Genomic DNA, 26,350 nt, shown 5'->3' on the forward strand with positions numbered 1-26,350 from the left:
CCCGGCGCGTGTCCTCCGTTGGGGAGTTTACCGCACGGGCTTCGGCAGGCCGGGCAGGCTTTCGTGGCCTTCAGCATCAACCGATACCACCCCGAAGATGTAGTTGTCCTTGCTGTGGGGCAGGTCGGCTTTGGTGTCGGTTACGAAGAACTTCTGCTGCCACTGCGGCGCATTAGTTTCGCGCATCAGCACGTAGTAGCCGGCGGGCCGCTCGCCCAGTTTAGGAGCCTCCCACTGCAGCTGGGTGTGGTTGGTGAGGTCGGCGGTAAGGACGCCCACGTTTTCCGGAGCGGCCGGAGCCAGTGCCAGCGAGGCCATGGTAGAGAGGTTTACGCCCGTATTTTTCCGCAGGTAGTCGTAGTCTACGCCTTCGGGCGTGTCGCCGTAAGCGCGGCCGTTTTCGGTGCGCAGGTCCTGGTGCTGGTGCGTGAAGTCCTCATTCATTTCCGTGAAACGCACGGCCGTGAAGCCCAGCTGGTTAAACGGCGTATGGTCGCCGCCGCGCAGGAAACGGTCGGGGCGGTATATTAGCACCACCTCATGCTGGGGCAGGTACTGCTTGGCTACGGTTTGGGCGTAGCGGGCCAGGCCCCGGGACGGGGAGTCGTTTTCGTTGCTGAGCGTGCGGCGCAGCTTGGCCTGCTCGGGCGTTTCGTTGGCGGGCACCCCTTCGCTGAACACGCGCAGGTGGGTGGCGTCTTTAATTTCGGGGTCGTGGCCGGTGGAGTTGCCCATAATATCATTATTGAGCATGGCTATGAGGTTCCAGCCCTCCTTTTTAGCCCGCCCGGCCATGTGCGTAGAGCCATAAAGTCCTTGCTCTTCGCCCTGCACGGCCACAAACACCAGGGTGCAGGGAAACTTTTCCTTCGACATAATCCGGGCCAACTCCATCACGGCTACCGTGCCGGAACCGTCGTCGTTGGCCCCAGGCGCGTCGGCGGTAGCATTCATCACATCCGAAACCCGAGAGTCGATATGCCCGCTCACAATGATAACCCGCGTATCCGTGGGGTCAGTGCCGGGCAGTGTAGCCATCACATTGGCCATGAGCACCGGGCGGCTGATGCGACGACCATCGGGCTTAATGGTGAAGGTATCCTGGGTAACCTGCAGGCGGCCGCCGCTGGCTTTACTGTAGCGCTTAAACTCGTCTTCTACCCAGCGCCGGGACGCGCCAATGCCGCGCTTTTTGCTTTTGGTGTCCGACAGTGTATGGCGCGTGCCAAAGGATACCAGCTTGCGGATGTCTGCCTCCAGGTTTTTGGCCGAAACCTCGCCCACCATTTTCTGGATGAGCGGATCAGCGGTGGTAGCAGGGGTTGCGGTTTGGGCAGCCAGCGAGAGCGGCAATAAAACAGAAACCGGCAACAGTAAGTGGAATAGCTTCATACAGCAAGGTAAAACCGGAATTCATTTCTTGCTATACAAATTTCAAAGCGTGCTGCTTTCCTGTTGAAAGCAGAAAGTCACCGGCGAGTAAAAACACGGAAGAACCCGGATATGCGCTGCCTGCGGAAGAAGGCTTTTTACCCGGCCACTGAAACCAGAGCGCAGGCCGCGTTACCGCCAAAGCCGGCGGCATTCACCAGCACCCGCCGAATCCTTGCCGAGGCCGGTTGCTCATTCAGCCAACTGGAAAATGGCAGCGGCTCCGGCGCAAAGCGGCCCTCCAGCATTTGCAGGGCAAAATCCAGGCTGAGGGCGCCGGAAGCACCCAGCGTGTGGCCTACCAGCCATTTATTGGAGGTGCAGGCCGGCAGATTAGGGCCGAATACTTCCTCCAGGGCCCGGCGCTCTGCAGCATCACCCGCGGTAGTTCCCGGACTGTGCAGCACGACTAAATCTACCTCAACGGTAGTGCGCCCCGCCAAAGCCAGGGCTTGCCGCATGGCATGCTGAAAATGCTGACCGTTGGGTGTAAGGCCGGTTTTGGTGCCGGTGGCCTCAAACCCAAACCCTACGCTTTCCAGCACCAGGCTGCCCGGCTCCACCTCAGAAGTAGGTACGGCTTCCAGTGCAAATACAGCGGCGCCTTCCCCCAATACAAAAGTAGAGGCCCCGCCCGCCCCGGGCCGGCACGGAAACGCATCAGCCGATGCCCCGGAGTAGATGCCCAAGGCCTGCATTTGGGCCAGCGTGAAGGGCGTGAGCGGGGCCTCGGTGCCGCCCGCTATAAAGCGGGGCACCAAGCCGGCGCGCAGCCACGCCATAGCATTGCCCAAGGCCTGCAGTGCTGTGCTGCACGTGCTGCTATGGCTAATGGCGCCGCCGGTAGCGCCCAGGCTGTCGGCTACCCAGCTGGCCACGTTGCCCAGCGTGGTGAGCGGGGAGGTAGGAGTAGGTGGCAGGCCCGTGCGTAAAAACTCGGCATGGAAGGCTTCCAGCCGCTCAGTAGCACCGCGGGAGGAACCCAGGCTAACGGCGGTGGGGAGGCGGTTTTCCTCCGTCCAACCCGCCTGCTGCACGGCTTGCCCGGCGGCCTGCAAAGCCAGGAGCACGCTGCGGTCCAGAGCACGGTAGGCGGGGCGACTGCTGCGCAAGGCCTGCAGGGTGGCTTCTGCCGCCTCGGGCAGCACCGCCACGGGTAAACCAGCGGCGGCGTTAAGCTGGAAAGCCGGCCCCGGAAACGCGGCTAACGCATCAGTACCCAGCGCCGAAATGCGGCCCCGGCCCCGGATGACAATGCGGAAATCAGTCATGCAGGTACTCGGGCAGGTTGGTGGCCGGAACATGGTTTAATACCAGCTCCCGCATGCGGCGCAGCACCGCGTACAGCAGCTCCAGTTCCTCGTTGGTGGTGCAGTAGGGCGGCAGCAGGTACACTACATTGCCCAACGGGCGCAGCACCACATGGCTGTCGATGGCCAGTTGGTAGAAGGTGTCGCGGAGGCGGCTGAAGTAGCTGGTGCCTTCGCCGGGGTCGTACTCCACGGCCAGAATGGTGCCCTGCTGGCGTACCTGCCGGATGCCGGGTTCCCCGTCTATTTCCTGGCGGAAAGCGGCGTGTGCGGCGGCAATGCGCTGGCGCTGGGCCGTGCATTCGTCGGCACGGGTTAATTCCAGGCTGGCCAGGGCGGCGGCGCAGGCTATGGGGTTGGCGGTGTAGGAGTGGCCGTGGAAAAGGGCCTTCATCTTGTCGTCGCTCAGGAAAGCGGCGTAGATGGGCGCGGCGCAGGTGGTGAGACCCATGGCTAAGGTGCCGCCGGTAAGGCCTTTGGAAAAGCACATCATATCGGGCTGCTCCGTGAGCAGCTCACTGGCGAACAGCGGACCGGTGCGGCCAAAGCCCGTCATCACCTCATCGGCAATACAAAGCACCCCGTGCTGATGGCAGCGGCGCAGCATCTCGCTCAGTATCTCCGGCGCGTACATCACCATACCCGCGGTTCCCAGCACCAGTGGCTCGAAGATAAAGCCGGCTACTTCCGGGCGGGCGAGGGCTGCATCCAGCTGAGCCAGCACTTCTGCCTCGCGGCCGACGGTGGGCACATCTATAAACTCTACATCGAAGAGCAACGGCCAGAACGGCTGCGTGAAGGCCCCGCGGCTGCTCACGGCCATGGCCCCGAAGGTGTCGCCGTGGTAGGAGTCGCGGAAGCAGAGGAAAGTGCGGCGCTCCGGCTGGCCCTGGTTGTGGAAGAATTGCAGCACCATTTTCAGGGCCACTTCCACCGCGGTAGAGCCATTATCGGAATAAAAGACCCGGGCCTGATTCCGGGGAAGAAGCTCCAGCAGCTGCTCGGCTAGCTCCACGGCGGTGGGGTGCGTAAAACCGGCAAACAACACGTGCTCCAGGGTGTTGAGTTGCTCACTCACGCGCCGGGCAATGTGCGGGTGGGCGTGCCCGTGCAGGTTCACCCACCAGGAGGAAATACCATCCAGGTAGCGGGTGCCATCTTCAGCAATCAGCCAGCTGCCTTCGCCGCGCACAATGGGCACGGGCAGGGGGGCAGTCTGCATCTGGGTGTAAGGGTGCCACAGTACGGCGTGGTCCCGTTCAGCAAGCGTTGGCATAGGGGGTAAACAGAAGTCGGCGACAAAGGTAACCGGAAGCGCCAGTAGCGCGCAGCTCCGGCTTCGCGCACGAGCAGAGCGAGTAGCAGGCATATGCTGATGTTGGGCCTACGCGTAGGAACTCGCGTTGCTCGTACCCGAAGCCGGAGCTTCGCGCTACTTTCTAAACCACTCCCGGAATTCCACCGCGTAGCGGCTTACCACCGCCGCCGAAATGTTGGACTCCGGTAGGAGCCGGGGCATAATGGGCAGGCCGGTGTGCTGGCTGATAAAGTCTTCGGTGGCCGGGTTTGGCTCGCCGTTGAATAGGAGGCCCCGCACCCGTACGCCGCGCAATTGCAGCGCTTCAACCGTGAGTAGGGTGTGGTTGATGCTGCCCAGATAATTGCGCGAAACCACCACGGTTTCCAGTCCAAACTGCTGCAGTAAATCGGCCATCAGAAAGCCGGGCGCCAGAGGTACCAGTAAGCCGCCGGCGCCTTCTACTATCAGGTGGTTCGTGGTGTCCGGTAGCTGGAAATCGGCAGGTTGAAGGGTGAGACCTTCCGCGGCCGCAGCGGCGTGGGGCGAGGCCGGCAGCTGCAGCCGAAAACGCTCCGGCCAGAACTTGCTGACTGGGTTTTGCACCAGGCGGCGAACCGTGCCGGTATCAGTAGTAGGTTCCAGCCCGGCCTGTACCGGTTTCCAGTAATCAGCCTGCAAAGCTTCCGTTAAGACGGCTGAGGCTACGGTTTTGCCGACATCGGTGCCGATGCCGGTGATGAAAAGACGTTCCAAGGGGGGTGAAATTGTGAAATGGAGTTACGTGTTAGTAGCCTACAGCGAGGTGGGAGTTTACAGTAAAGTCAGAAAGGAGCTGGTGATATGACGCAGCTGAGTCTGAGTGATTTCATCAATTATTTCTCCCTGCTGATTTACTTTTCCTTTTATTCCCTGAATCAGCAGCATGGTATCGTCGGTATAATGCGCCCCAATGGTTTTCATAATCAACCCTAGTTCTTCGTGGCCCCGCAGGCCATTGGCGGAGGCTGTTAGTAGAGCGACGGGCTTATCAGTGAAAACGGTAGTGGATACACACCATTCTAAAGCGTTTTTCAGCCGCGCCGGAATGCTGAAAATGTATTCGGGTGTGCAAATGATAACCCCTGCTGCCTCGCTAACAGCCTGACGGAAGGCAACGACGGCGGCTGGCGTCAGGCGGTCGGTTTGAGCGGGCACAAAGTGCGGCAGCTCCTCCAGTTCTTCCATAATATCCAGCGAATACTGTGGTGGCAGGTATGACTTTATTGCCTGTAGGACGGCCAGGTTGGAGGAATTTTGACTTGCGCTTCCACAGATTGCCAGCAGATTTTTCATAATCTTCAGCGTTGACGTTTGCTCCTTATATCTGCTTATTGATAACTGCTGCCAGCCCGTCAATCTCTGCCTCCGTATTAAATGAATGCACAATTAAGCGCAGCCGCTCGGTGCCAGTAGGAACGGTGGGCGACACAATGGCGCGTACATCAAAGCCGGCTTGCTGCGCCTGATCCGCAATTTTCCGCACGCGGGCCGGGCCGGGATTATCGGTAAAAAACACCGGATGAATCACGTGGCTTTCCTGGGGTATCCGCAGGCCTGCCACGGCATTGAGGGCTGTTTTCAGGTAGTCGGAAAGCGCAAACAATTGCTGGCGCTCAGCGGAAAGCGTTGGCAGGACCGCATAGGCCGCCAAAAGCCCGGCTACCGTTAGTGGGGGCAGGGCCGTGGTGTAGATAAACGGCCGACTGAAATTCAGCAGATAGTCGCGCAGTACGGCGGGGCCGGCAATGGCAGCGCCCTGGCTGCCGAGTGCTTTGCCAAACGTGAGGATGCGGGCAAAAACTGCTTCTTCCAGCCCTAGTTCTACAACAAGGCCTTCGCCTTGCGGCCCGTAAATGCCGTTGGAATGCGCTTCATCTACTACCAGATACAGCCCGTGCTGTTGGCAAAAGGCGGCCAGCTCCGGGAGCGGGGCCATGTCGCCATCCATGGAATATAACGCCTCCACGGCCACGAATACGGCGCCCGTTGCGCGCGCCAGCTTTTTCTCCAGATCCGGGAGGTCGTTGTGGCGGAAGCTCCAGGCGGTAGCAAAGGAGCCCCGGATGCCGTCTTTTACCGAGGCGTGTGAAGCTTCATCATACAAAATGGTGTCACCGCGCCGAGGTACGGCGGTAAAGAAACCCAAATTTGCTCCGTACCCGGAGTTGAACAGCAGCGCAGCTTCGGCGCGGTGAAATTGCGCCAGCATGGTTTCCAGGGCTTCAGCGGCGGCGGAGTTGCCGGTGAGGAGGCGGGAGCCGGTGCTGCCAGCGGGCTCAGTCGCGGCCCGTTGCACCGCGGACTGCACGGATGGGTGCTGACTCAGGCCCAGGTAGTCATTGGAGCTGAAATCTGCCAAATCACCTGCCGATACTGTGAGATGGCGGCGCGTACCCGCTGCTTCGCGCTGTGCGAGCTGAGCGGCCAGGCGTTGGTGGAGCGGCAGGGAGAGAGGCATGGGGAAAGCTATTCGGGATGCTTAGCAACAAAAAAGGACGGGAATGCCCAGTCCTTTTTGGAGTAAACCAGAAAATGGTGGACTACTGACGCGCGGTTGAAGGAATGGTAACCGCATTGGCCTGCAGCACCTGGTGCAGAAATAACACGTGGTAGGGTAAGGAGTTTTGCCAGTATTCCCAGGTATGGCCGCCGGGCCGCTCGGTGTAGTCGTGCGGAGTGCCGTTGTATACCAGGCGCTGGTGTAGCTCACGGTTGGTATTGATCAGAAAATCATCCACCCCACAATCAATAATAAGCGGAAGGCCATTGGCTTTCAGCTTATCAACCAGCGGTAGCACCATGTAACTGGTCAAATAGTTTTCCGGAGAAGCTCCAGCGGGGCCTAAAATGGGCTCAAACCGGGCGGCGGTATTTTTAGCGTCTTCCGGATTGAGCTTCCATTTGGCCGTGTTAATGTCTACGGCTCCGCTCATGCTGCCGGCCGCACAAAATAAATCGGGGTGCCGGGCTGAAAGGTACAGCGCGCCGTGGCCCCCCATGGAGAGGCCCGTAATCACCCGGCCTTTCCGGTCGCGCACGGTGCGGTAGGTCTGGTCTACTTTCTGAATGACTTCCTGCGTGATATAGGTCTCAAACTGACTTTCCTTGTTGACGGGGCTGTCGATGTACCACCCAAAGGTTTCCCCCTCGGGCATTACAATGATGAGGTTATATTGATCGGCCAGGCGGTGCACCAGCTGCCGGTCGGGCGTTTTGGCCAGCCAATCAGAAAAGTGACCGTAGGCGCCGTGTAGCAGGTATAGCACCGGGAAATTGGCCTTCTTCTGCTTGGCGTAGGCGGCTGGCAGCACTACGTTGGCGCGGTAGGCTTTGTGCATTACCGCGCTGGGAATAGCCAGGGTATCTACTTTGGCGGCGTAGCTGGTGCCTGCACAGGCAAGCAGCAGCGCCAGCAACAGAAGGCGAAGTTGGTTCATGAGGAAAGTAAATGGGTTGTTAGCAAGGGCAAAAACGCCTCCTATACAGTAACCGTCCTGCTGAGCGCAGTCGAAGCATCTCGGGCTAAAGTTGCAGTGGTATACCACACTAGCGAGATGCTTCGACTGCGCTCAGCAGGACGGCCTTTTTACAACAACATGAGCCTACGCTTCTACCGAAGCCTCTTTGCCCAGCACCATAGCACCTTCCGGCACGTCTTTGAACGACTTGCGGGGCTTGAGGCCCAGCAGCGCGAACATCTGCTTGTCGGCGTCGAAATCGGGGTTGGGCGTAGTCAGGAGCTTTTCGCCGGAGAAGATGGAGTTGGCGCCGGCCAGGAAGCAGAGGGCCTGCTCGGTAACGGGCATTTCCTGGCGGCCGGCCGAGAGACGTACCATAGTGTTCGGCATCAGAATGCGGGCTGTGGCAATCATGCGCAGCATTTCCCACACGCTCACGCGGGGCTGGTCGGCCAGGGGCGTGCCTTCTACCGGCACCAGCGCATTCACGGGCACACTCTCCGGGTGGGAGGGCAGCGTGGCCAGCGTGTGCAGCATGGCAATGCGGTCCTCATCGGTTTCGCCAAGGCCAATAATGCCGCCCGAGCACACCGAAATACCGGCTTTGCGCACGTGCTCCAGCGTGTTTAGCCGGTCATCGTAGGTGCGGGTGGTGATGATGTCGTCGTACTTCTCGCGGCTGGTGTCCAGGTTGTGGTTGTAGGCGTAGAGGCCGGCCTGCTTCAGGCGCTCGGCCTGGTATTCGTTCAGCATGCCCAGGGTGCAGCACACTTCCAGGCCCAAGCCGTTTACCTGCTCTACCATGCCCAATACCCGGTCAAAGTCGCGGTTGTCGCGGATTTCGCGCCAGGCGGCGCCCATGCAGAAACGGGTGCTGCCGCTGTCTTTGGCGCGCTGGGCCGAGGCCAGTACTTCGGCATCGGGGAGGAGCTTATGAGCCTGCACGCCGGTGTGGTAGCGGGCGGCCTGGGGGCAGTAGGCGCAGTCCTCGGGACAGCCGCCGGTTTTCACGCTCAACAGCGTGCATACCTGAACTTCGCCGGTAGCCTGGGTTTGGGCATGAATGGCGGCGGCCTGGGTTACCAGCTCCAGCACAGGCTGGTTATAAATGGCTTTTACTTCGTCGAGGGTCCAGTCGGTACGGAGCATGATGGGTGTCTGGGGTCGGTGAGGAGGGTGGAAAAGGAGCTAACGGCGGCAATTTTGGATGGCCATTGCAGCTGCGGGCGGCAAGATACATGAGAAGCGGATTATCTCCGGCGTATTCCGCCGTTTCTCCAATTTGAGGCAACTGAACAATCAAGCCATTTCGTTAATTGAATATTAAAATAGTTATATAATATCAAGGCTGCCACTACTACTTGAAAAGAGGCAGTGCAGACGGGTTGAACGAGTGATTTTCCCGGTTTGCCTAACAGTAAAGGCTTTTCGACGAATTCAAATTGTTAGGCATGTAGTTGTACCTAGCTTTGGAGTGAACTGATCTATAATACCACACCGCCCCATGCAACAAGGTTACTCCGCCTTGCTTGTAGCTGCCCTGCTACAAGCCTCACCTCTTATTGCCGCGCCTACCGGCGGCGGCAAGACCCACCTCCGGGTCACCAGGCCAAAAACCAGTACTACCATTCCCGACCCCACTGAAAGAACCCTGGGCGGCACCGTGCTTACTAACACCGGCGAACCATTGCCCGGGGCCACGGTCTTCATCAAAGGCACCTACATTGGCACCAGCACCAACCAGGTAGGCAAGTTCAGTTTGAATGCTTCTTTTGAAGCAGGTCCGATAGAGCTGGTTATTGCCTACGTGGGCTACGAATCTCAGGTGATTCAGCTGCCGCAGGCCGATAACCTGCTGAGCATTACCCTGGCACCCAGCGTGAACCTGCTGAACGAAACCGTAGTCTCGGCCTCGCGGGTAGAGGAAAACATCCTGCGCGCGCCGGTAACCATTGACAAGGTTTCGGGCCGGCAGATTGAGCGCATCAGCACGCCGGAAGTGCTGGCGGGCCTGGGCCAGCTGGCCGGCGTCGATGTTAACTCGGCGTCGATGCTGTTCACCAGCATTAGCACGCGCGGCTTTAACACGGCTAAATCGGAGCGCGTGATTCAGCTGGTAGATTACATGGATACCGCCCTGCCTTCCCTGAATCTAAGCCCTGGCAACCTCGTTGGTATTCCGGAGCTGGACATGGAGAGCATCGAAATTATTCACGGCCCGGCCTCGGCGCTGTATGGGGCTAATGCCCTGAGCGGTGTAATTCTCTTTAACTCCAAGGACCCCTTCGTGTATGATGGGCTGAGCGTGCGCCTGCGCGGTGGCGAGCGAAACCTGCTGGATGGGCAGCTGCGCTACGCCAAAAAGCTGGGCGAGAAGTGGGCTATCAAGCTTAATGCCAGCGCGTTTGAAGCCAATGACTGGATTGCCAGCAACTTTGCCGCGGCCGGCTCCTCGGTGAACCCGGCCGGCTCACCCCTCGGTTACGATGCCGTAAACCGCTACGGGGAGCTGAGCAATGTATACACGCCCTACCAGGATAACCCTGCCTTCGGCTATAAAGTGAATCCCGAGCTGTACGGCAAAACCGTGTATATGCCCGGCTTTACAGAGCAGGAGCTCATTGGGAAGGACCAGAAAACCCGCTCCTACCGCCTGCAGGGCGCCGTTTCTTACCTGATTAAGGACGACTTGAAGCTGACCCTGGAAGCCAAGCGCGGCGTGGGCACCTCCACCTACCAGAACCTGAGCCGCTTCCGAATTAAAGGCCTGGGCACCAACCAGTACCGCGCCGAGCTGAAGAACTCTAAGGGTTTTCTGCGGGCATACTCCACCGAGGACTTTACCGGCAACAGCTATGAGCTAACGCAGCTCAGCGCCCAGATTCTGAATTCGCCAACTACCGAAGGTGGCTCCGTGAAGTACTACCAGCAGTACTTCTACGTCTATAACCAGGCTTATAATCAGGCCCGCGCCGCTAACCTGAGCGTGGAGCAGGCCCAGGCCGCCGCTCAGGGTGCCGCCGATGCTACCCAGGTGAAAAGCACCGATGCCCGCTTTACTACCCTGCGCGACAAGATTTCTACCGACGACCAGCCGGGCCGCGGCGCGCAGCAGAACTTTAACTCCTTCCTGAACGACATCAGCGCGCAGCGCAGCTTCCACCTTTCCGATGCCGGTACCGACCTGATTGTGGGTGGCGCCTACCGCGAGTACCGCCTGGGCTCGGACGGCAAGCTGTTTGCTGATACGGAAGGCAAGCGCATTGCCAACCACGAATATGGTGCCTACAGCCAGCTGACACAAACCCTGCTGGATGAGCGCCTGAAGCTGGCGTTTGCCGGCCGCGTCGATTTCTTCAAAAACTTTGATGCTTCGTTCTCGCCCCGCGCCTCGGCAGTGTATTCCCTCGGCGAAAGCAAGCAGCATAACTTCCGCGCCAGCTACGGCCAGGCGTTCCGCAGCCCCTCGCAAACGGACCAGTACCTGCGTTCCGACGTGGGTTCCTTTATTCTGCTGGGCAACGTAGGCAATGGCTTCCAGGGGTATAACTTCACCAATGCGGCCGGTCAGCCGTACATGCCGGGTACGTCCCTGCAGGGCTACGAGCTGTCACTGGATAAGCTGCGCCTGGAGCGCGTGAATACCTTTGAAGTAGGCTACAAAGGAGCTATTCTGCCCAATGTGTATGTGGATGCCAGCTACTTCCGTAGCCGGTACAACGACTTCATTGGGGGCGTAGCCTTTGTAGGCAATGTGGATGGCACGCGGCCCACGCCCCAGCAGGTAAATGCCGGCCTGGCTTCCGGCTTTACTGATGCCAGTGCCTCCCCGGCCCGCATTATCTTTGCTTCTTACAACAGTGCGCAGGAAGTGCGTACGCAGGGTGCCACGTTCAGCCTGACGTACTACCTCAACAAAGCCCTGAACCTGGGCGGCAACTACTCCCTTAACGTGCTGGAAAGAGATAACCTGCCCACGGGTTTCCGTACGTTCTTCAACACGCCCAAGCACAAGTATAACCTGAACGTGGGCGGCACCGTGCTGCACAACCTGACCTACTCCGTGAACTACCGCTGGGTGGAAGGCCACACGCAGGAAATGCCCTTCGCTACCGGCCGGGTACATACCTACCGCACCACCGATGCCTACCTGGGCTACACGGTGCCCAAGTTGGCTACCACGCTGCAGGCCGGAGTTTCCAACATGTTCAACACTAACAACATCCAAATCATAGGTGGCCCGCAAATCGGCCGGCTGGCGTATCTGGGTGTGCTCGTGAATGTGAAGTAAACGGCGTGATGCTACCCTTATGGGGATTTACTAGCAACAGCAGTAAATTAAGAGGTCCGTGTCTGGTAAGACACGGACCTCTTTTCTATTTAGGGGATTAATGGTAGCCGCTCCCGCTGGTACCAGTGGTGCGGCACCCCTTCCAGATCGAAGGTTTGCTGGAAACGTAGCCCCGCCTTTTGCAGCACCTGATTAGACGCCAGATTTTGCACGTCGGCAATGCCACAAATCAATGGCAGTTGCATGACATTGAAACCATACTGCACGGATGCACGGGCCGTTTCGGTGGCATAGCCCTGGCCCCAGTAGCGGCGCAGGAATCGGTAGCCCAGGTCATAATAGTTGGTGCGGCCATTGGTGGGGCCTGCCATCAGCTTTAGCCCCGACCACCCCACAAAGTTGCCGGTATCTTTCTCCACCACGGCCCAGCGGCCAATTCCGTTATCAACGTACTGCTGCCGCACCAGGGCAATCAGCTCCCGGCTCTGCTCAATAGTGAGCACGGGCTTGTTGCCAAGATATCGTTGTACCTCAGGGTCGGAGTCCATCTCGAACATGCCCGGCGCATCAGCCGGCAGCAGCTCGCGCATAATCAGGCGGTCTGTTTCGACGAAGATTTTCATAGAAATTCAGTGAAGAACGCCTTTAGACTTTGCCTAAATCAGCCTGATATTTATATGTTTTTCTCTGCCGGTTGTGGCCGACAACATGCGCTACTGCTTGTTATTTCCGGCCGGCACCCCGGGTGCCCCGGCTGCTGGTTTTGCCTTTGGGCGCCGAAGCGGCGCTGCGGCCGGCTCCTGTGCTCCGGCCGGCACCCGTACCCCGGGTAGCCGCTGGCCGACCCGGTTTGCCGGTGGCGGCACTGCCCGGGCGTGGACCTACCGGCCCCGTGGGGCGGCCGGAGCCCGCCGAGCGGCCGGCCGTGGCCAGACCTTTAGGCGCGGCCGGCTTGCGGCCAGGCGTTGGCTTTTCTACCCAGGCCCCGGCATCGGGCTTGCTGCGGGCGGCGCGGGGCGCTTCGCCTTCGGGCACGTGGGTGCGGGGCTTGGCGGTTTTGCGGCTGGGGCGGTCGGCCCACTGCTCGGCGGTGGAGGTGGATTTCCTGCGGCGGGGCAGGGCGCCGTCATCGGTGCCTTTGGAGTCCTCCAGCATCTCAAACAGTACTTTCAGCTCCTTTTCCTTTAGCTCCCGCCACTCGCCCAGGCCCAGGCCTTTGATGTTGATGTTCATCACCCGGATACGCTCCAACTGCACCACCTCGTAGCCGAAATGCTCGCACATGCGCCGGATCTGGCGGTTCATGCCCTGAATAAGCGTGATGCGGAAGATGTAGTTGGTTTCCTTTTTTACCTCGCATTTCTGCGTCATCACCCCCATAATGGGCACGCCATTGGCCATGCTCTCAATAAAGAGGTCGGAAATAGGCTTGTCCACCATCACAATGTATTCCTTCTCGTGCTTGTTGCCAGCGCGGAGGATTTTATTCACGATGTCGCCGTTGCTGGTCAGCAGAATCAGGCCCTGCGACTCCTTATCCAGGCGGCCGATGGGGAAGATGCGCACCGAGTGCTTAATGGCCCGGATGATGTTGTCCTTCACGCCGGTATCGGTGGTGGTAGTGATGCCGGGCGGCTTGTTGTAGGCAATGTACACGGCATCTTCCTCGGCGCGGGGCTCAATTACGTTGCCGTTCACCACCACCCGGGCTTTGCCGGATACCTGGTCGCCGATGTTGGCGCGCTTGCCGTTCACGAACACGTTGCCCTGCTCGATGTGGCGGTCGGCCTCCCGCCGGGAGCAGATGCCGCTTTCGCTGATGTATTTATTGAGACGAGTGGCCATACTGCTGGGAATTCGGGGCAAGGAAAGGAAACGGAAAACGACCACAAACAACGTGGCCCGCCGGAGCCAAAGCCACGCAGCGAGCCACAAAGATACGGCGGAAGTGAGGTAGCGCTACAACGCCTGCAAATACACGGCTATGGCGCGGCCTAAATCCTCGGGCAATTCTGCCGGGCGGCCCACTTGCAGCGCCTGCTGCCGGCCGGTTAGCTGATCTGTAAAAGTGCCTGCCTCGGCGGTAAACCGAAGCTGACCCTGCTGAAAAGTGCGCTCCTGAAAATCGGGCTGGGCGTTCATGGAAACAAACTCCAGCTTATGCAGCAGATGGCTTTGCTTTTCAAAAAACAACCAGTGATACACCTTATCGGGGTTCTGCTCGCCGGGTAAATCAGTGCGCTTAATCTCGACGATGCTGGTTGTATCGTTTTCAAGAAAGAAAAGCCAGTGATAGGGAACAGGCATTATTTACGATTGAAGCGACAGAAAGTAAATTATCAGGGCAATAAGGGGCACGAAAATGAGCAGGCAAATCAGCAAGGGCTTCCAGACTTTCTTCTTTGGAAATTCGCCGTTTTCCGGAATTACCTTGTCGGAATAAGCCGTTAGGGCCAAGCCTCCAATTAAACCCGTCACTACTCCAATGGCGCTGCTATTGCTGGCGCGCTCAGGCAGGTAGGAAACCACTACGAGCACAAGAACGGTATAAATAATACTCCCCCATAAGGCCTTTCGGGCAGCATCGAAGCGCCCAACCGCTTTGAAGTTCTGGGCCGTCAGCACGCCTCCTACTACCGCACTAAAGAGAATGGAAAACATGCGGATTGCCTGCGCAGAATACAGCGGGGGTTTGGGAGTTTCGATAGTAGATTCCATAGATAGATTGATGCCGCAGTTTTGGGCGTTTAGGGTAAATTATAGTCAGGAGGCTGCCTTATAAGTAATGCAGGCACGGCAGCAGGGATAGAAAATCAGGGTGACTCAGCTTACAGTTGCACCTTCTTTTCGCCCTTATTCACGCCCAGAATAAACTTGGTAAGGCCGGCCATATAGGTCTGCTGGTCGTCGTAGAAGCTCATGTGCGAACCGTTGGGGCAGATGAGAGCAGTGCCGTTCTGCACTTTCTGGGCCACCATACGCATGTGCTCGGGGTCCATGGTATCGTACTTGCCGCCGATGCTGAGCACGGGCACCGAGAGCTTGGGCAGGTCGGGCACCCGGTCCCAGTTCAGGAGCTTGCCGGATACGCCAAACTCGCTGGGGCCCTGCATCGTCACGTACAAGGACTGATTCATTTTGCTGAAGGAGCGGGTAATGGGCTCGGGCCACTGGTCCAGGGGAATGCGGCAGATATGCTCCACGTAGAAGTTGGGCATCAGCAACTCCATGTAGCGCGGGTTCTGGAAGTCCTTGCGGGCTTCAATCTCCCGGATTTCCTTCAGCACTTCCGGCTTCATCTGCTTGGCCAGCACGTTGTCGGCGTATTTGCCGTAGGCCGGAATGCTCATCATCATGTTGGAAATGATGAGACCTTTCAGGTTTTGCTGGTATTTGAAGGCGTACTCGGCGGCCAGAATGCCGCCCCAGCTGTGGCCCAGCAGGTAGAAGTTGTCCTTGTTCAGGTTCAGGGCTTTGCGCACCTGCTCCACTTCTTCCACGTAGCGCGGCAGGCTCCACATGGCCGTGTCCTTGGGGTTATCGGAGTTGCCGCAGCCCAGCTGGTCGTAGTAAATAAACTCGATGCCGTCTTTGGGCAGGAAGCTTTCCATGCACTCAAAGTACTCGTGCGTGGCACCGGGGCCGCCGTTCAGCAGCAGCACCTTCATTTTAGGGTTGTTGCCGAAACGCTTGGTCCAGACGTTGAACTTGCCCTTGGGGGTGGTAATGGGAATCATCTGCACGCCGCCATCCTGCACGCCGGTTTCCTGGCTGGTGAAATAGGAAGCCAAAGTAGAATCAGAAGCGGTTTCCTGCTTTTGCGGGGTGCAGGAAACAGAGGCCATTGTAAGGCAGAGCAGAGAACCTGCGAGTAGATTTTTTAGCATGGGAGGTGGGGATGAGAACAGGCAATAAACCTAGCTATAATTCCCGCCCTTCCCAAAGCCTGCCCGGGCGACCTGCTTAGCGCTTCCGCCCGGGGTGGTTTACTTCTCCTCGGCCAGCCATTGCAGGGCCTTATAGTTGCCGGGGCCGCAAAACAGCCGCAATACGTCATCTGCTATTTTCAGCCCGTTGCCGCTGTTGGTCAGGAACAGCAGGGTTTCTTTCCGGTCGGGAAACACCATGAAAAAGCCTTCGAAATCATCGTTACTCCCCCAGTGCCACAGGGCAGGGCCGTGGGTAGTGTTGGCCAGCCCCAGCCCGTACGCCCAGGCAATATCGGCATCGGTGGGGGTGAGGGTGGCGCCGCAGCGGTTAGCCGCGCTAGCGGGTTGGAGGAGGAACTGGTGCGTGGCCGGTTGCAGGCCGGTGCCCGCCAAAAGGGCCTGTACAAATTGGTTATAGTCGGTGGCGGTGGTGAGCAGGCTGAAGCCCGCGTTGGGCTCCGTAAACCGACGAATTTCGGTGGGCTTTCCTGCCTTGTTGTGCCCGGTGGCGGCATTTATGGCAAAACGCGGCTGCCATACATAGCTGCTGTTGGGCATTTTCAGGGGAATAAAAACCTCCTCCCGGGCCAGCTGCTCCCACGACCTGTCGGTAATATGCTCCAGGGTTTTTTGCAGCAGCACGAAGCCATCGCCGGAGTAATTCCAGCAGCTGTCGGGCGCATATTTCAGGTGCAGGGCCGAGGTTTTCCAGCTTTCGGCCAGTGGGTTTTCGGCCCAGTTGGGCAGGCCGCTGGAGTGCGTGAGCACCATGCGGGCCGTGATTTTATCGGCGCGGGGCTCATTTTGCAGGCGCGGATAGGGGTAGTAGGAGAGCAGGGGCTTGTCCAGGGCCAGCAGGCCCCGGTCGTGCAGGCGCAGGGCCACGTAGGCCAGCACCACCTTGCCCAGGGAGGCCGCCTGCATGGTAGTGCGGGCCGTCAGCGCCCGGCGGGTATCTGCATGCTGATACCCGAGGGCGTAGTTTTTTACGTGGTTGTTGTTCGTGTACACCAGCTGAATGCCGGTTACCTGCTTTTGCTTTAGGAGCGCGGCCAGCTCTTTTTGTTGGGCGGTGGCCGTCAGGCTACTCAGCAGCAATAAGAGCAGGATAAGGTAAATTCTGGAGGGCATGCAGCTGGGAGGAAGTAGTCGGCGGAAGGGAGTTTGGCTTTCAGATGCCGGAGGGGAGCTGGCGGTTGCCTGCGGGTGAAGAAGGTGTTTAGGAAGCTGAATAAAATCTGGTCATGCAGAGCGCAAGCGAAGCATCTCGCGTGCTGACTCTGTTGGAAAAGAACATCATGAAAAGCCGGTCAGACTGAGTAAAAACAACGTCATGCTGAGCGCAGCCGAAGCATCTCGCTAGTGTGGTATACCATTGCAACGAAGTGGGCGAGATGCTTCGGCTGTGCTCAGCATGACAATTACTTTGGCAACATCAGCACGCGAGATGCTTCGCTTGCGCTCTGCATGACGTTCAGGGGGCTTCCTGCACAGCTTCAAAACAAAAAGCGGGCTGCTCCAACCGGAGCAGCCCGCTTTTTGTCATTCCGAGCGAAGCGAGGAATCTGGGTAAAGACTTACAGTAGCTCTAACCCAGATTCCTCGCTTCGCTCGGAATGACAGTTCTAGCCCAGCGTGTGGTACACGGCCTGCACGTCGTCGTCCTCTTCAAACTTTTCAATCAGGTTCATCACCTCTTCCAGCTCTTCGCCTTCCAGGTGTACGGTGGTGTTGGGCACGCGCTGCAGCTGGGAGGAAAGCACGGGCAGGCCTTTTTCGTCGAGGGCTTTCTGCATCATGCCGAAATCGGAGAAGGCCGTTTCCACCACAATGAGGTCCTTCACGTTGCCGTGCTCGTCCTCGTCCTGGGCCTTGTACACGTCTTCGGCGCCGGCGTCAATCAGCTCCAGCTCCAGCTCGTCCAGGTCCAGGCCTTCGGCGGCCAGTTTGAACACGCCTTTGCGCGTGAAGGTGTAGTCGGAAGAACCGGCCGTACCCAGCGCGCCGTTGCCGCGGTTGAAATACATGCGCACGTTGGCTACCGTGCGGGTGGGGTTGTCGGTAGCGGTTTCAATTACGATGGCCACGCCGTGGGGGGCATAACCCTCATATACCACTTCCTGGTAGTCTTTTTCCTCGCGGCTGCTGGCCCGCTTAATGGCCGCATCTACCCGGTCTTTGGGCATGTTCACGCCTTTGGCGTTCTGCATGGCCGTGCGCAGGCGGGAGTTGGTATCGGGGTTGGGTCCCGATTCCTTCACGGCCATTACAATTTCCTTCCCGATGCGGGTAAAGTCCTTGGACATCCGGTCCCAGCGCTTCATTTTGCGGCCTTTGCGGAATTCAAACGCGCGTCCCATCTATGGTGAATTGGTGAATTGGTGAATTGGAGAGTGCCCCTACCGGCACGGGTGGGGCCGAAAGGGGCGCAAGTTAGCAGAAAGCCCGGGCAGGCGCAATGCAGAAGCTATGGGCGGGCTGGGGCCAGTCCCAAACTACGCCCCAGCAGCCGGTCCAGCATCCGGGCGGGCAGTAGGCGCGGCACAATCCAGGCCCGAAACAACTCGGCGGCAATGGTGTAGCGCACCTTGGGGCGCGGCGTTTCCATGATGTGCACCAGCCTGGCCGCCACGTACTCCGGCGTGAGGGCCGTTTTGCGGGTGCGGTTAATAAACCGCACAAAGCGCTGAGCCGGCGCATGGTACAGCGTGTCACGATACGGCTCTAAATCAATGCCTTTATCCCAGATGGGCGTTTGTGTTACGCCCAGCCCGATAAGAACCATGGGTACCCCAAACAGCTGCAATTCCCTGCGCCACGAAGCCGTAAGGCCTTCCAGGGCATGCTTGGCGCCCACATAGGCCCCCATAAACGGCGCGGCTACCTGCCCACTTACCGACCCAATGACCAGAACCCGGCCCGGCTGCCCCTGAAAACCCTCGCGGGCCCCCAGCATGGGCAGAAACGCCTGCGTAACCTGCACCAAACCCAGCACATTTACCTCAAAATGCTGCCGGATGACGTCAATGGGCTGATAGAGCAGGGGGCCGCCAAACGCTATACCGGCGTTATTAATGAGCCCCCGGAGCGGCTCTCCGTCCAGCGCATGCTCCACCTGCGCCACGGCCCGCACAATGGCGGCGGCATCCGTCACATCAAACAGCAGCGGCACAAAAGCTTCGCCCAGCTCCGTGCGCAAACGCTCCGCATCTGCCTCCTGCCGTACGCTGCCAAAAACACGGTAACCCTGGCGCAGAAAGGCCTGCGCCGTGGCCAGCCCTACGCCGCTCGATACGCCCGTGATAAGCACAGAAGGAAGGGAAGTCTGCATAAGCTACAAGCTAAGGAGCTAAGGGGATTGTGAAAACTGTTCCGGCCCGGAAATACTATGGCTGCTGCAGCGTGTAGATACTCTGGTTGGTGGCCGGGTAGCCCTGCAGGGTAATGGTGAGCATGCCGTTGCGCAGCTGAAAAATGCCCTCATCGGTGCGGGGCTGGCCTTTTTTATCGGTGTAGGAAAAGCTGATGTGGTTGGCGGCAAACGTAAAGCGGCCCGCCTGGTCAAAGGGCATGGTAGTGCCGTTCATGGCCAGCGTGAGGTGCTTCTGGTAGGTGCCATCGGGGCGGAGGGTGAGCGTGCCGCCTACGCCGCGGGCCGGCATGGGGTCCGGGCTGGTGGCTTTATCCAAAATAGAATAGCTGAGGTAGGTATAGGTAGTAAAGAAAGAAGGCGTGGGCCTGGCCACGTACTGGGTGGCTTTGGGGGCCGCCGGCTGGGCTTGGGCCGTGGTGGCCGACAAAGCCAGCAGTAGACTTAAAACGGAGAGGATAGAGCGCATCATATCCAAAGATAGCACGCCGGCCCGTAGAGAGCTGAAATTGCATAAGCGGAGGTTGCCGGGGTTGAGCTGTTCGGGCTGCTGCGTGAAACCACCTATTCCCGGGCACGCAGTGCTGCTGGTTTTAAAGCAGAGAAGCCCTATAAGTCGGCTTACCCGATATATTTGGCGCATGGCCACTTTCCTCCGTGAACTTATCCGCCCCGCCGACGAGCTGCCCCAGGCTGACGTCTGCCTCGTGGGCCTGCCCCTCGATTTTGGTACCGTGCTGGAAGGCGGCCGCGCCGGGGCGGTGGGTGCCCCCGATGCCATTCGGCGGGAGCTGCGCCGCTACCACAAAACCTACAACCTGGAGCACCACGTCTCCCTGGATAACCTGCGCATTGCCGATGCCGGCAACCTGCCCCTGCGCCACCCCGACCACGCCGCCAACCACGAAACCATCCGCCAGCGCCTGGCCGGGCTGCTGCGCCAGTACCCGCTGGTAGTGGTGCTGGGCGGCTCCCACGATGGCACCTACAGCACCGTGCGCGGCCTGTTCGACGCGGAAGGCGGAAAGCCCGTGGGCGGCATCAACCTGGATGCCCACGCCGATGTAAAACACCGGCCCGACCTGATCAGCAGCGGCACTCCGTTTGGCAAGCTGCTGCGCGAAGGCCAGCTGGACGGCACGCGCTTCACGGAACTGGGCCTGCATTCTAACCTGAATACGCTGGAAGACATTGAGTTCCTGCGGGCCTGGATGGCGCATATTGTACCCCTGGCCCAGGTGCGGAAGGGTGGGATGGAGGCGGCCATGCTGGAAGCCCTGCACCAGGCCACCGCCACCGGCCCGGCTTTCGTGAGCTTCGATATAGACGGAGTAGCCGAAGCCTATGCGCCCGCCGTGTCGGCCCCCAGCGCCGAGGGATTTACCCCGCACCAGGCCGTGGAAGCCGCTTTTTTAGCTGGCGAAGACCCTTTTGTGCGCCTGTTCGAAGTAGTGGAGCTGAACCCCATTTTCGACCGCGACAACCAAACCGCCCGCCTGGCCGCCACCATTATCACGGCTTTCCTCACGGGGCTGGCCAGCCGGCTGCAGAAGCATTAGCAGCGGAAGACGGAGGCTTCTCAAATGTTGCTATATCCTCGCGTACCTATAAAAATTATGATAAAAATATAAGCGCAGGCAACGATTTCAGGGCCGCTGCAATCTATAGCATCGAAGTCTCCCTGCGGGGCTTTTTCGTCTTACTTCACTACCTGTATGCCTGCTATGAAAACTACCTGCATTGCCCTGCTGCTCGGCCTGGCCGCATTATCCGCCACCGCCCAAACGGCCCCGGCTTTCACCAGCACTTGCCACGATAAAAACTCCTCCGGCTCTAACAAGCAGTTCTGCGAAACCCGCGACCTGACCATGGAAGCCCCGGCCTCGTCGGCTACGCTCACCATTGATGGGCGCGCCAACGGCGGCATTACCGTACACGGTTGGGATGGGAAAGATGTGCGGGTACGGGCCAAGGTAACTACCTGGGCTAAGTCGGAAGAAGAGGCGCGCAAGCGGGCTGCCGCTATCAGCATCAGCACTAAAAACGACAAGCTGCGCGCCGAAGGCCCTTCCAGCCCGCTGGGGGATAACTGGGCCGTGAGCTATGAGGTATTTGTGCCCCGCCAGACTTCCCTGGCCATGAACACCGTGAATGGCGGTATCCAGATCGATGATATGCGGTCCAACATCAAGTTTGACGCGGTGAATGGCGGCATCTCCCTGAATAATGTGGCGGGCTACGTGAAAGGCAACACCACCAATGGCGGCCTGCACATTAAACTGGCCGGCTCTAAGTGGGAAGGCAAAGGGCTGGATGTATCTACCACCAACGGCGGCATTACCTGGGAGCTGCCCAAAAACTACTCGGCCCAGCTCTACACCAGCACCAACATAGGCGGCATCAGCGGCGACCTGCCCGTGACCAAAACCGGCATGCTGAGTAAGGAAATTACCGCCCGCCTCGGCCAGGGCGGCGCCCCGGTAAAGGCCGTAACCACCAACGGCGGCATCAAAGTCAATCAGCAATAAGCTGCCCTTATATGTTGCCTGACTAACCCTGAAGAATTAATCCAGTCACGGCTCTACTCAGCACGAAACGATTATTTTATCGTTTGTCATCCTGAGCTGGCGAAGGACCTTCTCACCGAAGAACGATAAACGTGACAACGACTTTTGCTAGCGTGAGAAGGTCCTTCGCAGGCTCAGGATGACAGTTTTTTTGAATTACCGTACAGCTTCAGCATTTGATAAATTCATAATCTGATCAACCCAAAAGTAAGGCCCGCCGGAACACTCCGGCGGGCCTTACTTTTGGGTTATAGCGCCCACTCATGCTGCGTGGTTCGCACGCGGCGGTGGTGAGAGCTCCACCACCACACGGCCGTGGCTACCAGGGCTGCCACCCCGCCCACCAGGGCCAGCTGCACGGGTAGCGTATCGGCGGGGGCCGGGGGCAGGTATTCCACGCCGTTTTCGTCGGTGCGGGCGGGGTGGTGCACGTAACGGCCCTGCTTGGGAATGGGGAAGTGCGTGGAAAGCTCCAGCAGCTGATCGGCCAAGTGCGGGCCACGCATAACCGGGCCATGACCACAGGCAATGGCGTTGGGCCGCAGGTGCGCCAGCTTGGCCACTGACTGCCAGGTTTGCTGCCAGTTAGTATTAAACGGTGTGCCCGCGCGGCTGATGCGTGGAATACCCAGCAGCACGGCTGGCACGGAGTCGTGCTCGGTGGTGGCAAAGGCATCGGCCCCCAGCAGGGTGGCGTCTTCGTGGCGGAAAAAGGCTACCTGACCCGGGGCGTGGCCGGGTACGTGTATGCACTGCCAGCCGGGCATAAAAGGCGGCTCGTGCAGGTCGGGGGCCAGCGCCTGCACGTGGCCATCAAACTGAAACGACTGGGGTGGGAAAAACCGGGATACAAAGGCCAGGGAGCCGCCCACGGTGGGGTCGGCGGGCGGGTATACGGCCCGGCCGGTGAGGAACGGCAGCTCCAGCGCGTGGGCATGAATGGGCACCTGCCAATACTCGGCCAGGGCCAGTGCCGAGCCGGCGTGGTCCAGGTGGCCGTGCGTGAGAAATATGGCTTTGGGCTTGCTTTCGGCCCCAAATAGCTTGGCGGCTGCTTTCTTAATGGTTTCTTCGCTGCCCGGCAGGCCGGTATCAATCAGCACCCATTCGCCCGGCTCGCCGGCTTCCACAAAATACAGATTCACGAAACGCTGAATGCGAAGCTGGGTAATGCCAGCGGCTACCTGTTCCATAATGGTATCAGTTGATAGATGTATGCTTCTGGCAATACGCAGATTCCGGGGCTGGGATTAGGGTTTCTAACGGTGGACTTTCAGCAGTTCTGCTTATTCGTTCATCCGGAGCGGGCGAAGGACCTCCTCACCGCTGAATGTCAAGCGTAACAACCACTCGTTCCAGCGGGAGAAGGTCCTTCGCCAGCTCAGGATGACGGGAAAGAGGAAGCGTAGTAACCAGTAAAAAGCACTTCAGGGCAAAGGCAAAAACTCTAACTTCGCCGCTCCCCACACTCCCCAAACTCCCCACCCATGCCACACTCTGCCCTGGAAACCCCCGAGCTCAACCTCGAAGCCAATAGCCAGTCATCGGAAGTAAGCCTGCCCGCCACGCGGCCCATGTACTACGAGTACAAGCCCGAGGAAACGGTGAAGGCCATGCACGGCACCACCCTGCGCTGCAAAACCTGGGAGGCCGAAGCCGCCCTGCGCATGCTGGAAAACAACCTGGACCCGGCCGTGAGCCTGGTGTATGATGAGCTGATTGTGTACGGCGGCGCCGGCCGCGCGGCCCGCAACTGGAAGGAGTACCAGACCATTGTGCGCACCCTCAAAAACCTGGAAGCCGACGAAACCATGCTGGTGCAGTCGGGTAAGGCGGTGGGCGTGGTGCGCACCTGGGCCCACGCCCCACGCGTGCTCATTGCCAACAGCAACCTGGTGCCCGCCTGGAGCACCCAGGAGTACTTTGATGAGCTGGATAAGCTGGGCCTGATGATGTACGGGCAGATGACGGCCGGCTCCTGGATTTACATTGCCACCCAGGGCATTCTGCAGGGTACGTATGAAACCTTCGCCGCCGTGGGCGACAAGCACTTCAACGGCACGCTGGCCGGCACCGTCACCGTCACGGCCGGCCTCGGCGGCATGAGCGGCGCCCAGCCGCTGGCCGTGACCATGAACGACGGCGTGTGCCTGGTAATAGAGCCTATTGATGCCCGCGTAAAGCAGAAGGTGCAGGAAGGCTACCTCGATGAGCAGGCCCGCGACCTAAGCCACGCCCTGGAGCTGTGCCAGCAGTACAAGCAGGCGCGCAAAGGCTGGAGCATCGGCCTCACCGGCAACGCCGCCACCGTGCTGCCCGAGCTGCTGCAGCGCGGCTTCCAGACCGACATCGTGACCGACCAGACCTCGGCCCACGACCTGATGGACTACATTCCCGAGGGCGACATTGACCAGGTACTGCAGCTGCGCAAGGACAACCCCGAGGAGTTCAAGCGCCAAGCCCTGCAGGCCATTGTAAAGCACTGCCAGGCCATAATTGATATGCAGGCCGCCGGCGCCGTGGCCCTCGACTATGGCAATAACCTGCGCGGGCAGGCCGAGAAAGGCGGCCTGAAAGTGCGCGACGAAAAAGGCCAGTTCCTGTATCCCGGTTTCGTGCCTGGCTACATCCGCCCGCTGTTCTGCGAGGGCAAAGGCCCCTTCCGCTGGGCCGCCCTCTCCGGCGACCCGCAGGACATTCTGCGCATCGACCGCGCCCTGCTGGAAACCTTCCCCGACAACAAGATGCTGGCCCGCTGGATTGAGAAAGCCCAGGCCAAGGTGCCCTTCATTGGGTTGCCCGCCCGCGTGTGCTGGCTGGGCTACGGCGAGCGGGAAAAGTTCGGCCTGGTCATCAACGACCTGGTGGCCCGTGGCGAAGTCTCGGCCCCCATCGTCATCGGCCGCGACCACCTCGACTGTGGCTCCGTGGCCTCGCCCAACCGCGAAACCGAAGGCATGAAGGACGGCTCCGACGCCGTGGCCGACTGGCCCCTGCTCAACGCCCTGGCCAACACGGCCTCCGGCGCCGACTGGGTATCCATCCACAACGGCGGCGGCGTGGGCATCGGCAACAGCACCCACGCGGGCATGGTCATCGTGGCCACCGGCACCCCCGAAAAAGCCGAGCGCCTGCGCCGCGTGCTCACCACCGACCCCGGCATGGGCGTCTTCCGCCACGCCGACGCCGGGTATGAGCTGGCTCAGCAGGTAGCCGAGGAGCGCGGAGTGAAGATTCCGGGGCGGGAGTAGGTAAAAGCTAATCCCACTGATGCACTCATAATATTACGTTGTCAACCTTACCTGATGATTAACTTCTGTTCACACAATTTCAAGCCAATACTTCAACTGATTTCAGGTAATGGCGCTGTTCACTTAGGGCTTCCCGTAGTAAAGTGCAAAGTTCTGAACGAGGCTTTTCTACATCAATATGGAGGGATATACTTAGTATTACAGGATGACCATGTTGTAGCATATGGTAAGTATTCGAGTACATTCCAGTTGGCATGGATGTATAATGAAAGCAAAAATGTATTTCGGCCAAGTCTGGTAAAAAAAATTAATTCTGCTCTTGACGCCGGGAGTGAGGTTAAAGTATATGCGCAGGATGAACTTACACTACGCAAACAAGTGGAAAAAATAGGGAAAGAATGGATAAGTCTTGATTCATTGAAGAATCATATGAAGTCTTGTATAACGGATAAGTGGATAATATAAGGCTATAAACTTCTGTGTTGTATGCACACTATTGGCTCTGGTATAGATGCCTTTCATCACGCCGCCACGGGCTGCAAATAATTTCCGCAATACATGACATAGATTGTTGAAAAAAATATTTGTTCATTAATGTCTTTAAGATTGAATTTATGTCGAGTTTGACTGTGGTTGAAAGAGCAAAATTGGAAAAGATTTTAAAAATGGGTAGTGGTTATGTGCTAGACTTTAACGACAATACTTTGCAGCACTTTGTTGCTTCTACTAATGAGTTGGATATACATGATGCGAAGTACAGTTTGAGTGGTGGGTCTAAAGCAAAGAAGATTCGCGAATTCTGGTCAGTGGAGAGTGATTATCAAGTCAGTAAATTACTAGAAGGTTTTATTGGGTATATTAATGTGCGTAAAGGTGAGCTCCATCCTTCGTTCGACGACATAGAAGAAAGATCACTGCAAGAAGCTGGTAAAATCGTAGATAGGTTACAAGGTACTTCCCTTGTTGAGCAGTTAGATGCAATAGAAGCTAATAACGATGATGAAGATTTTAATAGATTGGCAGTATTGATTAGAAAGGCTATTGAACAAGGAATGCCGGAAACAGCTTTAGATAGACTGTATACTTTTTTAGTAAAATTCTTCAGGACTTTATGCACTAAGTATGGATTAACCTACCAAAAAGAAGAAACTCTGCATGGCTTGTTCGGTAAGTATGTGAAATTTATCGAGGGCAAAGGGGTTATACAATCTAAGATGTCAATAAAGATTATGAAATCATCGATTAGTATTATAGACGAATTTAATCATGTGCGGAATAATGCCAGTTATGCTCATGATAATCCTGTCCTAAATTATCATGAAAGTATTTTAATATTTAATAATATATCTGGATTGATTGGATATATAAATTTTATAGAAAAAAATTAGCATGTTTTCACCATAG

At 58.2% G+C, this 26,350-nt stretch carries 23 protein-coding genes; 5 read left to right on the top strand and 18 right to left on the bottom strand.

What is annotated here, in order from left to right:
* Positions 1 to 27: 27 nt before the first annotated feature.
* From AM218_RS03910 to bioB, 8 genes are all read right to left on the bottom strand, one after another.
* On the bottom strand, positions 28 to 1,392 hold the full coding sequence (locus AM218_RS03910) for a M20/M25/M40 family metallo-hydrolase (RefSeq protein ID WP_054412021.1): 1,365 nt from the start codon (positions 1,390 to 1,392) through the stop codon (positions 28 to 30).
* A gap of 137 nt (positions 1,393 to 1,529) precedes the next feature.
* Entirely contained in the window at positions 1,530 to 2,702 is a 1,173-nt protein-coding gene (locus tag AM218_RS03915; protein ID WP_054412024.1) for a beta-ketoacyl synthase N-terminal-like domain-containing protein, read from the bottom strand.
* Positions 2,695 to 4,017 (bottom strand): adenosylmethionine--8-amino-7-oxononanoate transaminase, encoded by a 1,323-nt coding sequence (gene bioA, locus AM218_RS03920; RefSeq protein ID WP_054412026.1) that lies wholly within the window; start codon positions 4,015 to 4,017, stop codon positions 2,695 to 2,697. Before bioA ends, AM218_RS03915 begins: the two co-directional genes overlap by 8 nt.
* A gap of 156 nt (positions 4,018 to 4,173) precedes the next feature.
* On the bottom strand, positions 4,174 to 4,794 hold the full coding sequence (gene bioD / locus AM218_RS03925) for a dethiobiotin synthase (RefSeq protein ID WP_054412028.1): 621 nt from the start codon (positions 4,792 to 4,794) through the stop codon (positions 4,174 to 4,176).
* A gap of 57 nt (positions 4,795 to 4,851) precedes the next feature.
* Complete coding sequence (locus tag AM218_RS03930; protein ID WP_054412029.1) at positions 4,852 to 5,373, bottom strand: NADPH-dependent FMN reductase; 522 nt, start codon at positions 5,371 to 5,373, stop codon at positions 4,852 to 4,854.
* A gap of 25 nt (positions 5,374 to 5,398) precedes the next feature.
* Positions 5,399 to 6,538, bottom strand: a complete 1,140-nt coding sequence (locus AM218_RS03935) for an aminotransferase class I/II-fold pyridoxal phosphate-dependent enzyme (RefSeq protein WP_054412030.1) — start codon at positions 6,536 to 6,538, stop codon at positions 5,399 to 5,401.
* An 82-nt stretch (positions 6,539 to 6,620) separates the two neighbouring features.
* A complete protein-coding gene (locus tag AM218_RS03940) occupies positions 6,621 to 7,517 on the bottom strand; it encodes an alpha/beta hydrolase (protein WP_054412038.1) in 897 nt (298 codons plus the stop codon).
* Between the two features lie 165 nt (positions 7,518 to 7,682).
* Complete coding sequence (gene bioB, locus AM218_RS03945; RefSeq protein ID WP_054412040.1) at positions 7,683 to 8,687, bottom strand: biotin synthase BioB; 1,005 nt, start codon at positions 8,685 to 8,687, stop codon at positions 7,683 to 7,685.
* 355 nt (positions 8,688 to 9,042) lie between these two features.
* Here bioB and AM218_RS03950 point away from each other — a divergent pair, with 355 nt between their 5' ends.
* The gene (locus AM218_RS03950) at positions 9,043 to 11,829 is read left to right on the top strand and encodes a TonB-dependent receptor (protein ID WP_082318055.1); all 2,787 of its coding nucleotides are present in this window, start codon (positions 9,043 to 9,045) and stop codon (positions 11,827 to 11,829) included.
* Between the two features lie 89 nt (positions 11,830 to 11,918).
* On the opposite strand, the gene AM218_RS03955 is transcribed toward AM218_RS03950, so the two are convergent.
* From AM218_RS03955 to AM218_RS03995, 9 genes are all read right to left on the bottom strand, one after another.
* Entirely contained in the window at positions 11,919 to 12,452 is a 534-nt protein-coding gene (locus AM218_RS03955; RefSeq protein WP_054412044.1) for a GNAT family N-acetyltransferase, read from the bottom strand.
* A 100-nt stretch (positions 12,453 to 12,552) separates the two neighbouring features.
* Positions 12,553 to 13,674: a 23S rRNA pseudouridine(2604) synthase RluF gene (rluF, locus tag AM218_RS03960; protein WP_071843688.1), complete on the bottom strand. Its 1,122-nt coding sequence runs from the start codon at positions 13,672 to 13,674 to the stop codon at positions 12,553 to 12,555.
* Between the two features lie 114 nt (positions 13,675 to 13,788).
* Complete coding sequence (locus tag AM218_RS03965; protein WP_054412046.1) at positions 13,789 to 14,136, bottom strand: hypothetical protein; 348 nt, start codon at positions 14,134 to 14,136, stop codon at positions 13,789 to 13,791.
* Positions 14,137 to 14,139: 3 nt separating this feature from the next.
* Positions 14,140 to 14,547: a hypothetical protein gene (locus AM218_RS03970; RefSeq protein ID WP_054412048.1), complete on the bottom strand. Its 408-nt coding sequence runs from the start codon at positions 14,545 to 14,547 to the stop codon at positions 14,140 to 14,142.
* 110 nt (positions 14,548 to 14,657) lie between these two features.
* On the bottom strand, positions 14,658 to 15,674 hold the full coding sequence (locus AM218_RS03975) for a proline iminopeptidase-family hydrolase (protein WP_231717541.1): 1,017 nt from the start codon (positions 15,672 to 15,674) through the stop codon (positions 14,658 to 14,660).
* Between the two features lie 141 nt (positions 15,675 to 15,815).
* On the bottom strand, positions 15,816 to 16,889 hold the full coding sequence (locus tag AM218_RS03980; protein WP_082318056.1) for a serine hydrolase domain-containing protein: 1,074 nt from the start codon (positions 16,887 to 16,889) through the stop codon (positions 15,816 to 15,818).
* Positions 16,890 to 17,383: 494 nt separating this feature from the next.
* Positions 17,384 to 18,118: a YebC/PmpR family DNA-binding transcriptional regulator gene (locus AM218_RS03985; RefSeq protein WP_054412054.1), complete on the bottom strand. Its 735-nt coding sequence runs from the start codon at positions 18,116 to 18,118 to the stop codon at positions 17,384 to 17,386.
* Positions 18,119 to 18,225: 107 nt separating this feature from the next.
* The gene (locus AM218_RS03990) at positions 18,226 to 19,089 is read right to left on the bottom strand and encodes an SDR family NAD(P)-dependent oxidoreductase (RefSeq protein ID WP_054412056.1); all 864 of its coding nucleotides are present in this window, start codon (positions 19,087 to 19,089) and stop codon (positions 18,226 to 18,228) included.
* Positions 19,090 to 19,144: 55 nt separating this feature from the next.
* The gene (locus AM218_RS03995) at positions 19,145 to 19,600 is read right to left on the bottom strand and encodes a hypothetical protein (protein ID WP_054412058.1); all 456 of its coding nucleotides are present in this window, start codon (positions 19,598 to 19,600) and stop codon (positions 19,145 to 19,147) included.
* A gap of 169 nt (positions 19,601 to 19,769) precedes the next feature.
* Between AM218_RS03995 and AM218_RS04000 the strand changes: the two genes are divergently transcribed.
* Positions 19,770 to 20,687: an arginase family protein gene (locus AM218_RS04000; RefSeq protein ID WP_054412060.1), complete on the top strand. Its 918-nt coding sequence runs from the start codon at positions 19,770 to 19,772 to the stop codon at positions 20,685 to 20,687.
* A gap of 165 nt (positions 20,688 to 20,852) precedes the next feature.
* Positions 20,853 to 21,656, top strand: coding sequence for a DUF4097 family beta strand repeat-containing protein (locus AM218_RS04005; RefSeq protein WP_054412062.1), 804 nt, complete (start codon positions 20,853 to 20,855; stop codon positions 21,654 to 21,656).
* A 287-nt stretch (positions 21,657 to 21,943) separates the two neighbouring features.
* Here the strand turns inward: AM218_RS04005 and AM218_RS04010 are convergent, their stop codons facing one another.
* A complete protein-coding gene (locus AM218_RS04010; RefSeq protein ID WP_054412064.1) occupies positions 21,944 to 22,888 on the bottom strand; it encodes an MBL fold metallo-hydrolase in 945 nt (314 codons plus the stop codon).
* Between the two features lie 294 nt (positions 22,889 to 23,182).
* On the opposite strand from AM218_RS04010, the gene hutU reads away from it, so the two are divergent.
* Together hutU and AM218_RS04025 are read left to right on the top strand one after the other, a co-directional pair.
* Entirely contained in the window at positions 23,183 to 24,946 is a 1,764-nt protein-coding gene (gene hutU / locus AM218_RS04015; RefSeq protein ID WP_197274012.1) for a urocanate hydratase, read from the top strand.
* 629 nt (positions 24,947 to 25,575) lie between these two features.
* Positions 25,576 to 26,334: an abortive infection family protein gene (locus AM218_RS04025; RefSeq protein WP_231717585.1), complete on the top strand. Its 759-nt coding sequence runs from the start codon at positions 25,576 to 25,578 to the stop codon at positions 26,332 to 26,334.
* The last annotated feature ends 16 nt before the right edge of the window (positions 26,335 to 26,350 follow it).

The sequence above is a fragment of the Hymenobacter sp. DG25A genome (genome assembly GCF_001280305.1).
Taxonomy (GTDB): domain Bacteria; phylum Bacteroidota; class Bacteroidia; order Cytophagales; family Hymenobacteraceae; genus Hymenobacter.